Source organism: Arcobacter acticola, assembly GCF_013177675.1.
In the GTDB taxonomy this organism is placed as follows: Bacteria; Campylobacterota; Campylobacteria; order Campylobacterales; family Arcobacteraceae; genus Aliarcobacter; species Aliarcobacter acticola.
The window spans coordinates 2,312,959-2,324,243 of sequence record NZ_CP042652.1; the positions used below are offsets into that span (position 1 = coordinate 2,312,959).

Below are 11,285 nucleotides of genomic sequence, written 5' to 3' on the forward strand. Positions count from 1 at the left end.
TATCTATCTAGATAAAGTACAGGAAATTATATTATGAGCATAATTACAAACGATTTTGAGAAAATGAATATTACAAAAATCAAAAATTCAAAAAATAATAAAAAATTAACAATGATTACAGCATACGATGCACTATTTTCAAAGCTTTTTGCAGAAATTGCAGATATGATTTTAGTGGGTGATAGTTTAAATATGAGCTTTGCAGGGAAAGCAGATACGCTTTCAGCAACACTAGAACAAATGATATATCACACAAATGCAGTATGTGCAGGAGCACCAAAAGCTTTTGTTATTTTAGATATGCCATTTGGAACATACATAAATAAAAATGAAGCCCTAAAAAATGCAGTTGAAGTTTATAGACAAACAAAAGCAGCAGCCATTAAAATAGAAGGCGGAGCAGATAGAGCTGATATTATAGAACACTTAACATCAAACTCAATTGCTGTTATGGGACACATTGGTCTTATGCCACAATATGTGAGAAGTGAAGGTGGATATAAAGTAAGAGGAAAAAATAAAGAAGATGAAGAACAGTTAATAAAAGATGCCATTGCAGTTGAAAAAGCAGGAGCATTTGCTATTGTTGTAGAAGGTGTAATGAGTGATGTTGCAAAAAAAATCACTGAAGCTGTAAATGTGCCTATTATTGGAATTGGAGCAGGAAATGTAACTGATGGTCAAGTTTTAGTTTGGTCAGATATGTTAGGTTTCTTTGAAGATTTCAAACCAAAATTTGTAAGACATTATATGCAAGGAGCTTCAATGGTTAAAGAAGCAATAAACCAATATAGAAGTGATGTTCAAGATAGTTCATTTCCTTCAAAAGAAGAAGAATATTAACATGGCAAAATTTAAAGGATTACTTTAAAAATGGAAAGAATAGTAGAAGTTGAGTCAGTATCTTTTGAAGAAGATAATGCAGAAGTAAGCTTACGTCCTTCAAATTGGGACGATTATATAGGTCAAGAAAAAATCAAAAAAAATTTAAAAGTATTTATTGAAGCCTCTAAAAAAAGAAAAGAAGCATTAGATCATATACTTTTTTATGGACCGCCAGGACTTGGGAAAACAACTTTGTCATATCTTATTTCAAATGAAATGAATACAAATATTAAAGTAACAGCTGGGCCTATGATTGAAAAATCAGGTGATTTAGCAGCAATATTAACAAACCTTGAAGAAGGAGATATTTTATTTATAGATGAAATTCATAGACTTTCACCAACTGTTGAAGAGATACTTTATCCTGCAATGGAAGATTATAGATTAGATATTATAATTGGTTCAGGACCAGCTGCACAAACTGTAAAAATTGATTTGCCAAGATTTACTTTAATTGGAGCTACAACAAGAGCTGGAATGTTATCAAATCCTTTAAGAGAAAGATTTGGTATGCATTTTAGAATGCAATTTTATAATCACGATGAGTTATCAAAAATTGTTAGAAAAGCAGCAGATAAACTTTCAAAATCATGTGAGAATGATGCAGCGTTTGAAATTTCAAGAAGAAGTAGAGGAACTCCAAGGGTAGCACTTCGACTTTTAAAAAGAGTAAGAGACTTTGCAGAAGTTGAAAATGAAGATTTTATTCATATTTCAAGATGTAAATATGCCTTAGATGAATTAGGAGTAAATGAAAGTGGCTTTGATGAAATGGATATAAATCTTCTTGAACTATTAATTTCAAATCGAGGAAAACCAATGGGACTTTCTACAATGGCTGCTGCTCTTAGTGAAGATGAAGGAACAATTGAAGATGCTATTGAGCCTTATTTACTTGCAAATGGATATATAGAAAGAACTGCACGTGGAAGAGTAGCTTCATTAAAAACTTATGAAATGTTTAGACTTTCATATCCAGGAAGTGAAAAATTAGATGATAATGTAAACCAAGGAAAATTATTTTGAAAGCAGTTTACTTTTTAGTTGCTATTGCTATTGTTATGATATTTTTTATGGTGGAATTATTTAGTCCATTTTTAAAATCGATTTTCGTATCTGTTTTACTAGCAGTTGCAACAAGTACTGCAACCCTATATTTAGAAAACAGACTAAAAAGTAGAATAATTGCAAGTTCAATTATGACTATAGGGCTAACAGCACTATTTTTTATTCCAATTTTATATTGTATTTTTTCATTTGCAAACTTTTTTAATCAAGTGGATCAACAAGTATTGATTAATAATTTAAGTGATATGAAAATCTTCGTTCAAAAAATGATATCTGATTTAGTTTTTCTAAATGATTTTTTAAATGATTTAACTTCAAAAATTGATATTGGTAAAACTGTAGAAAATATATTATCAATTAGTGCATTCTTAGGAAAAAACTCTGCTAAATTTATGATAGATATGGTAATGATATTAATATTTTTCTTTTTCTTCACTTTGTATTCAACTTCAATTGCAACTTTTATGAAAGAATTATTACCAATAAAAAAAGACGACTCTACTATTTTATTTTATGAGTCATCAAATGTAATGACTGTTGTACTTTATTCTATTTTAATTACAGCTATATTTGAAGGATTTTTATTTGGGTTTTTCTTAACATTTTTCGGATATGATGGATTACTTTTCGGAGTTTTATATGGTTTTGCATCACTAATTCCAGTTGTTGGAGGGGTTATAATGTGGCTTCCAATTGTAATTTATGAAGCAACAACAAACTCATTACCAAATGCAATAATTATTGCAGTATATTCCATAGTGGTAATTTCTATAATTGCAGATACATTTATAAAACCAATGATTATCAAATATATAAATCAAAAAGTAGTAAAAACACCAACAAGTGTAAATGAACTTTTAATTTTCTTTTCAATAGTAGCTGGTCTTTCGACTTTTGGTTTTTGGGGAATGATTATAGGGCCGGCAATGGTGACATTTTTCATATCAATTATGCATCTATTAAAAAAATATTCAGATGACTTTAAAGAGCATGTATCCTATGACTAGAATACATAATCAAAGAAATTAATTATCTCCACTTTCTCTTTGTCCACCAAAAGATGAAATACCGTAATCTAAATTAGCAACAGATTTAAATCCTAAATCTTTCATAATTCTTTGACAATAAGCGCTTCTACTTCCGCTATGACAATAAACTACTACTGAAGTACTTTTTTGATCTGTGATTCTTTCTAAGGCTTGATAAAATGAAGTTGTAGGAATTAAATAATCTGTACCTTTTATTCTTGTTCCAACCCATTCCATCCATTCTCTTGTATCAACTAAATTAAACTTTACAAAACCTAATTCTCTAGCTTCTAATAATGATTCTAACTCTTGAGAATTAACTTCATTTTTAGTTAAAAGTTTTTCACATTCATCTTTTGATAAACCTCTTGAGTGTGTAGCAATAGCATCATGTGTATCATTTTCTTTTTCAATCTCTTGTGCTTTTTCAACAGTACAAAAAATTCCACAGTGACATGAACCTTTTGATGGTATTTCATTTGTAAGAGCTGGAGTACACGGACATAATCTATTTTCACTTGTTTCTTGCTCTTTTGCAGTTTCACCAATAACCATAAAACATGGACAAAATCTTTTTCCATAAATCATTTTATTTCTAGAAAGACCCATTTGAATAGATTCATTAATCTCATCATCTGGATTATAAGAGAATCCATGATCAGCAACTACTTTATCTGTAAATTGTTTTGTTAACTCAAGTTCCAATTGAAATTCTTCACTATTTATATCTATTTTTCTAATCATTTTTTATCCTAGTATTTTCTTATTTTATATTCTTAACTTAAATATCTTTTTTAATAAAAGTATTTAAATATAATTTTTCAACTTTTTCTCTAGCCCATGGAGTTTTTCTAAGAAATTTTAAACTCGATTTCACAGAAGGCTCATAGTTAAAACTATTAATATTTATCAATCTTCCTAATTCGTTCCATCCATAGTATTCTACTAATGAATTTATTATCATTTCTAACTTAATTCCATGTAATGGATTATTTGGGTTTTCATTCAATTCATTTTCCTAGTTAATATTTTCTTATAATAAAAGTATAACATAAAGTGGTGCTCACAATCGGAGTTGAACCGATAACCTCTTCCTTACCATGGAATTGCTCTACCATTGGAGCTATGCAAGCGTGTAAAAATAGGAATGTAAAAGGATGGGAATTGTAGCAAAAAAGAGCATAAGGAGTTATAAAATCAGTAATGAGTATCTAAATTAGTATAGTTAAAAAAGTTTGTTTAGAAGAAAGAAGAATAGTTAGACTTAAAAGCCTAACTATTAAAATTAATGTGTAAACTACTTCTTGTAAATAGTACCAGTATTAACTTGTACGCCAATTACATAACCATCTAACATAATGTATGATTTAGTCTTGTCTTTTTCGTCTGGAATAATAGATACACCATATGAATTGTGTTTGCTAACTTTGTATAAAGGTTCCATTTTTTTTTCCTTTTTAATTTAATTGTACTTTATAATTGTTAAAATTATATAATAAATTAGACATAATAAGGTTACTTAATAGATTATTTTATATACAGTAATTAGAAATTATGCTTAGAAGTCAGAATTTAGAGTAGAGTAATGTAGTTAGTTTATTGGTGTATATTGGTCTATTAGTGTATTAAAGACCTGTGCTAAGTATTAAGCGCTAAGTAAAAAACCAGAATTCAGTGCTCAGAATTCAGTGCTCAGAGTTCAGTGCTCAGAAAGTCAAGCCAAAAAAGATAAAACCCAAAAAAACAAACTAAAAAAAAAGCTTCTACCTAAAAATACTTTTTAAAGTATGAATAAGTAAAAGCTTTGATTAATAAACTCAAGAGCTGGCAGCGGCCTACGTTTCCACCAGGGGACCCGGCAGTATTATCGGCGATGAAGTGCTTGACTTCCAGGTTCGGAATGGGACTGGGTATTTCCACTTCTCTATAGCCACCAGCAAAGTTGAGTGTTAAATTTAATTTTGAATGCTTAATTTTGAATTTTGAATTAAAACCCAAATTAAGTAAATTATACTTAACACTCAACTCTATACTAGAGTTAAGAAAAAATAATGTTAAAGTCTTAAAATAAACACAATTTGTTTATTAAATATATCCTGCGCTTATGCATAACCATAAAAGCTACGGTTCCGAAACTATAAAAGTGAAGCAGTTCACTTTTAATAACGTTTCTCATATATTTAATAAGATAGTAAACCAAAGAATATAAAATAAGCCAAACGTTCTATTAGTACTAGTCAGCTAAACGTCTTACAACGCTTACACATCTAGCCTATCAACCAGTTAGTCTTACTGGGAACTTCAGGGAAAGTTAATCTTAGAGTTGGCTTCGAGCTTAGATGCTTTCAGCTCTTATCACATCCGTACGTAGCTACCCAACGATGCTCTTGGCAGAACAATTGGTACACCAGTGGTACGTTCATCCCGGTCCTCTCGTACTAGGGACAAATCTCTTCAACTTTCCTACGCCCACGGAAGATAGGGACCGAACTGTCTCACGACGTTCTGAACCCAGCTCGCGTACCGCTTTAAATGGCGAACAGCCATACCCTTGGGACCTACTTCAGCCCCAGGATGCGATGAGCCGACATCGAGGTGCCAAACCTCCCCGTCGATGTGAGCTCTTGGGGGAGATCAGCCTGTTATCCCCGGCGTACCTTTTATCCTTTGAGCGATGGCCCTTCCACACAGAACCACCGGATCACTATGACCGACTTTCGTCTCTGTTCGACTTGTATGTCTCACAGTCAAGCTAGTTTATGCCATTATACTCAACTGGCGATTTCCATCCGCCATGAACTAACCTTTGTAAGCCTCCGTTACTTTTTAGGAGGCGACCGCCCCAGTCAAACTACCCACCAGACATTGTCCTGAACGAGGTTGACTCGTCGCAGTTAGTAACTCAAATATTCAAGGGTGGTATCTCAAGGATGGCTCCATATGTACTTGCGTCCATATATCATAGCCTCCCACCTATCCTGCACATGAATATCCAAGCTACAGTGTCAAGCTGTAGTAAAGGTGCACGGGGTCTTTCCGTCTTTCCGCGGGTAGGAGGAATTTTCACCTCCACTACAATTTCACTGGATCCCTGGTTGAGACAGCTCCCATCTCGTTACGCCATTCATGCAGGTCGGTATTTAACCGACAAGGAATTTCGCTACCTTAGGACCGTTATAGTTACGGCCGCCGTTTACTCGGGCTTCAATCAAATGCTTCGCTTGCGCTGACATCATCAGTTAACCTTCGAGCACCGGGCAGGCGTCACACCTTATACATCCACTTACGTGTTAGCAAAGTGCTGTGTTTTTGGTAAACAGTCGGGAGGGACTCTTTGTTGCAACCTCTCTAGCTTTTGGAAGCAAGTTCCTATACCAAAGTAGGCACACCTTATACCGAAGATACGGTGCTAGTTTGCAGAGTTCCTTAACCAGGGTTCTTCCACGCGCCTTAGAATACTCATCCCACCCACCTGTGTCGGTTTACGGTACGGGCAACATACAATATACTTAGTGGCTTTTCTTGGCACGACAGTATCATCGATTCTCCCTCTCCTCCGAAGAGTGTCAGGAGCCTGTAAGATCTCGGCCTCATGTAACCCGGATTTGCCTAAGTTACAGCCTACGTCCTTCGACCCACTATTCCATCAGTGAGCTCGACTAACTCTATGCGTCCCCACATCGCGCTTGTATGTTGGTATTGAAATATTAATCAATTTGCCATCGTCTACCCCTTTCGGACTCGACTTAGGACCCGACTAACCCTACGATGACGAGCATCGCGTAGGAAACCTTGGGTTTTCGGCGTTGAGGATTCTCACCTCAATTATCGCTACTCATGCCTGCATGCTCACTTCTATCCGCTCCAACGCTCCTTACCGGTACATCTTCAACGCTGAATAGAACGCTCTCCTACCACTCAATTAAAAATTGAATCTAAAGCTTCGGTGCACATCTTAGCCCCGTTATATTTTCCGCGCAGAATCACTAGACCAGTGAGCTGTTACGCTTTCTTTAAAGGATGGCTGCTTCTAAGCCAACCTCCTGGTTGTCACAGTAACTCCACATCGTTTTCCACTTAGATGTGACTTTGGGACCTTAGCTGTTAGTCTGGGTTGTTCCCCTCTCGACGATGGATTTTATCACCCACCGCCTGACTCCTGTGATTCCACATATAGTATTCATAGTTTGATAGGGTTTGGTACCGCGGTAAGCAGCCCTAGCCCATTCAGTGCTCTACCCCTATATGCTACAACACAAGGCTATACCTAAATATATTTCGGAGAGAACCAGCTATCACGAAGTTTGATTGGCCTTTCACCCCTATCCACAAGTCATCCCAAGACTTTTCAACGCCTGCGGGTTCGGTCCTCCACTGGCTCTTACACCAGCTTCAACCTGCTCATGGATAGATCACTTCGTTTCGGGTCTGCAGCATCTGACTAAGGGAACCCATTAAGAACATAAAGTTCTTAATGGGGACCCTATTTCGCCCTATTAAGACTCGCTTTCGCTACGGCTTCGTACTTGACTTAACCTTGCCAGACACCACAACTCGCAGGCTCATTATGCAAAAGGCAGTCCATCACCCTGATAAATCATAGGGCTCTGAATGATTGTAAGCTAATGGTTTCAGGTTCTATTTCACTCTCCTCGCTGGAGTACTTTTCACCTTTCCCTCACGGTACTTGTTCACTATCGATTTGTAAGTAGTATTTAGGATTGGAGGGTGGTCCCCCCAGTTTCAGTCAAAATATCACGTGTTCCGACCTACTCAGGATACCATTAGAGCTATTGAAAATTTAAATTACAGGAGTTTCACCTTCTATGCTACACTTTTCCAAGTATTTCATCTATCTTCTTTAGTCTCATATCATGGTCCTACAACCCCCAATGCAAGCATTGGGTTTGTCCTAATCCGCGTTCGCTCGCCGCTACTGACGGAATCTCGTTTGATTTCTCTTCCTCTGGCTACTGAGATGTTTCACTTCACCAGGTTAGCTCCCCGCAGGGTAATATAATTCTCATTATACTGGGTTGCCCCATTCGGAAATCCTCGGATCAAAGCTCTTTGGCAGCTCCCCGGGGCTTATCGCAGCCTAATACGTCCTTCATCGCCTCTTACAATCTAGGCATCCACCATTAGCCCTTAATAGCTTATTAATAAACAGAATTAAATTCTGTCGCATTTTTGATAATTATTCTTTGGCTACTATCTTATTAAACATATTTAAATTAATGAATCTAATCATCAACTCTTACATCTTAATAAAATTAGTTGTGTTCTATCTATTTCAAATTATCTTAAAAAAACAAGTTTTTTCAAGGTAACAATTTTTAGATAATTAAATTTTTGTTTTTAAATTATGTTCTTTCGAACGTAAATTAAACGAAAAAATTAAAGACTTTAACATTATATTTTTAAATATCATTTTAGATTTCTCTAAAAGTTTTGATTCGAAAATCAAATATAAATTCAAACTAATTTGAACTTATATTTAATTTTACTCTCAAGCTAAATTATTATAACTGAACTTTAAATTCTATCTTCTGAGCACTGAACTCTGATTACTGAACTCTAAAATAGGTGGTGGAGAATAGCGGGATCGAACCGCTGACCTCCTGCGTGCAAAGCAGGCGCTCTCCCAGCTGAGCTAATTCCCCTGGGACTAATAATTTTGAATTCTAAATTCTGAATTTTGAATTAAAAAAATTAATTCAACATTTAAAATTTAACATTCAACATTATAAGATTATCATGGTGGGCCTACCAGGACTTGAACCTGGGACCTCACGATTATCAGTCGAGCGCTCTAGCCAGCTGAGCTATAGGCCCCTACTACCTATTTAAATAATCTTTATAAACCGAATATATAAAATCTTTGCCATTTTCTTTATTTGATATTTGAAATCAGAAACGAATCTGATCTCTTATCTCTGAAAGGAGGTGATCCAACCGCAGGTTCTCCTACGGTTACCTTGTTACGACTTCACCCCAGTCGCTGAATCCACTGTGGAAGGTAGCTATTTTAGCATCCCCGCTTCGAATGAGTTCAACTCCCATGGTGTGACGGGCGGTGAGTACAAGACCCGGGAACGTATTCACCGTAGCATAGCTGATCTACGATTACTAGCGATTCCAACTTCATGTAGTCGAGTTGCAGACTACAATCCGAACTGGGAGATATTTTTGAGATTTGCTCCACGTCACCGTATTGCTGCTCTTTGTATACCCCATTGTAGCACGTGTGTAGCCCTGGACGTAAGGGCCATGATGACTTGACGTCATCCTCACCTTCCTCCTACTTGCGTAGGCAGTCTCATTAGAGTTCTCAGCCGAACTGTTAGCAACTAATGACGAGGGTTGCGCTCGTTGCGGGACTTAACCCAACATCTCACGACACGAGCTGACGACAGCCGTGCAGCACCTGTATATAAGTTTCTGCAAGCAGACACCAATCTATCTCTAGAAAGTTCTTACTATGTCAAGTCCAGGTAAGGTTCTTCGTGTATCGTCGAATTAAACCACATGCTCCACCGCTTGTGCGGGTCCCCGTCTATTCCTTTGAGTTTTAATCTTGCGACCGTACTCCCCAGGCGGTACACTTAATGTGTTAACTGCATTACTGCAAGGTCGAGCCTCACAACAACTAGTGTACATCGTTTAGGGCGTGGACTACCAGGGTATCTAATCCTGTTTGCTCCCCACGCTTTCGCGTCTCAGCGTCAATAATGTTCCAGTAGATCGCCTTCGCAATCGGTATTCCTTCTGATCTCTACGGATTTTACCCCTACACCAGAAATTCCATCTACCTCTCCCATATTCTAGATAAGCAGTTTCAAAAGCAGTTCAATAGTTGAGCTATTGGATTTCACTTCTGACTTACCTATCCGCCTACACGCTCTTTACGCCCAGTGATTCCGAGTAACGCTTGCACCCTCCGTATTACCGCGGCTGCTGGCACGGAGTTAGCCGGTGCTTATTCATATGGTACCGTCATTATCTTCCCATATAAAAGGAGTTTACGCACCGAAATGTGTCATCCTCCACGCGGCGTTGCTGCATCAGACTTTCGTCCATTGTGCAATATTCCCCACTGCTGCCTCCCGTAGGAGTCTGGACCGTGTCTCAGTTCCAGTGTGACTGATCATCCTCTCAAACCAGTTAAGCGTCATTGTCTTGGTGAGCCATTACCTCACCAACTAACTGATACTGTACAGGCCGATCCCAAAGCTATAAATATTTCCCTTGCTGACTTTTGTCATAAAGGCATATAGAGTCTTAGCAGACGTTTCCATCTGTTATCCTCTTCTTTGGGGCACGTTACCTATATATTACTCACCCGTGCGCCACTTAGCTGACAATTATAGCAAGCTATAATCCGTTCTCGTTCGACTTGCATGTGTTAAGCACGCCGCCAGCGTTCACTCTGAGCCAGGATCAAACTCTCCATAAATTGAAGTTTTTGAACTTGACTTCTTCTGTATTATTTTACTAATTACAAAATTATCACTCATAAGTTAATAGACAAGTTTAATATGTTTTACCATACTTTTCTTGTTTTATATATTTAACATTATTCTTATTTTTAATCTGAATAAATTGACAGATTTAAACAACAAGAATTACATATTCGGTTTACAAAGATTACTTTATAAACGTTATAATTTATTTTAAAGATCATCACATTCAAACTATCTCGTTACCATCACACTTTCGTTTGATGCGTTCCAGTCAAATTGGACGGGAATTATAATAGATTCCTCTGGGTTTGTCAAGACCTTTTAGCTGAAATTTGGCTTAAATTTTTGGATTCAATTTCTTCTTTGTGTTTTTTTGGGGTTTTACTTGCTTTTTATTGGGTTATAATGGGATTTGAGTGTTTTTATTTGGTTTTTTATGGATTTAATTAGTCAAATCATATAAATATGAACTTATTTCTTCTAATGTTTCTTTGTCATAACCTAACATTGGCATTAATTTATATTTTTCTATTGCATCATCCATAAGTGATGTTTCTTTATTTGGATTTAGTACCCAGGTACTCATATAATGTATAAAATCTTTTTTCAAAGGAAAAGAACTTTTATATATTTTTTGTATTTCTATTATAGTAGGAGCTGATTTATTTAACTCATTTGTACTGTGACAGGTAATGCAGTTTCCATTAAATAACAACTCACCATATGATGAAGCAAATAAGTTTATTGATAAAAGTAATATTAGTAGTTTAATTTTCATACATAAAGTTTATAACAAGTAGGTTTAAAAAATTATTTAATGTATTCAATTTTAATCTTAATG

At 36.0% G+C, this 11,285-nt stretch carries 6 protein-coding genes, 3 tRNA genes and 3 rRNA genes; 3 read left to right on the forward strand and 9 right to left on the reverse strand.

Going from position 1 to position 11,285, the window contains the following annotated elements:
- Positions 1-33 precede the first annotated feature (33 nt).
- Genes panB through AACT_RS11860 form a run of 3 tightly spaced genes read left to right on the forward strand, consistent with a single transcriptional unit; the run spans position 34 to position 2,960 of the window.
- Positions 34-843 (forward strand): 3-methyl-2-oxobutanoate hydroxymethyltransferase, encoded by an 810-nt coding sequence (gene panB / locus AACT_RS11850; protein WP_172127157.1) that lies wholly within the window; start codon positions 34-36, stop codon positions 841-843.
- Positions 844-873: 30 nt separating this feature from the next.
- Positions 874-1,911, forward strand: coding sequence for a Holliday junction branch migration DNA helicase RuvB (gene ruvB, locus AACT_RS11855; RefSeq protein ID WP_172127159.1), 1,038 nt, complete (start codon positions 874-876; stop codon positions 1,909-1,911).
- Positions 1,908-2,960, forward strand: a complete 1,053-nt coding sequence (locus AACT_RS11860) for an AI-2E family transporter (RefSeq protein WP_172127161.1) — start codon at positions 1,908-1,910, stop codon at positions 2,958-2,960. The genes ruvB and AACT_RS11860 overlap by 4 nt, the downstream gene beginning before the upstream one ends.
- Positions 2,961-2,978: 18 nt before the next feature.
- On the opposite strand, the gene AACT_RS11865 is transcribed toward AACT_RS11860, so the two are convergent.
- The 9 genes from AACT_RS11865 to AACT_RS11905 form a co-directional block, all read right to left on the reverse strand.
- Positions 2,979-3,725, reverse strand: coding sequence for a ferredoxin-thioredoxin reductase catalytic domain-containing protein (locus AACT_RS11865; RefSeq protein ID WP_172127163.1), 747 nt, complete (start codon positions 3,723-3,725; stop codon positions 2,979-2,981).
- Positions 3,726-3,762: 37 nt separating this feature from the next.
- Positions 3,763-3,990, reverse strand: a complete 228-nt coding sequence (locus tag AACT_RS11870) for a VF530 family protein (protein WP_172127165.1) — start codon at positions 3,988-3,990, stop codon at positions 3,763-3,765.
- 48 nt (positions 3,991-4,038) lie between these two features.
- Positions 4,039-4,114: transfer RNA gene (locus AACT_RS11875), tRNA-Thr, on the reverse strand.
- A gap of 689 nt (positions 4,115-4,803) precedes the next feature.
- A 5S ribosomal RNA gene (gene rrf / locus AACT_RS11880) occupies positions 4,804-4,919 on the reverse strand.
- Between the two features lie 268 nt (positions 4,920-5,187).
- Positions 5,188-8,143, reverse strand: a 23S ribosomal RNA gene (locus AACT_RS11885).
- A gap of 425 nt (positions 8,144-8,568) precedes the next feature.
- Positions 8,569-8,644, reverse strand: a tRNA-Ala gene (locus tag AACT_RS11890).
- A 95-nt stretch (positions 8,645-8,739) separates the two neighbouring features.
- Positions 8,740-8,816 (reverse strand) — tRNA-Ile (locus AACT_RS11895).
- Between the two features lie 104 nt (positions 8,817-8,920).
- Positions 8,921-10,437 (reverse strand): 16S ribosomal RNA (locus AACT_RS11900).
- The 16S, 23S and 5S rRNA genes sit together here with 2 tRNA genes alongside, the layout of an rRNA operon.
- A gap of 449 nt (positions 10,438-10,886) precedes the next feature.
- The gene (locus AACT_RS11905) at positions 10,887-11,222 is read right to left on the reverse strand and encodes a c-type cytochrome (protein ID WP_172127167.1); all 336 of its coding nucleotides are present in this window, start codon (positions 11,220-11,222) and stop codon (positions 10,887-10,889) included.
- Between the last annotated feature and the right edge of the window lie 63 nt (positions 11,223-11,285).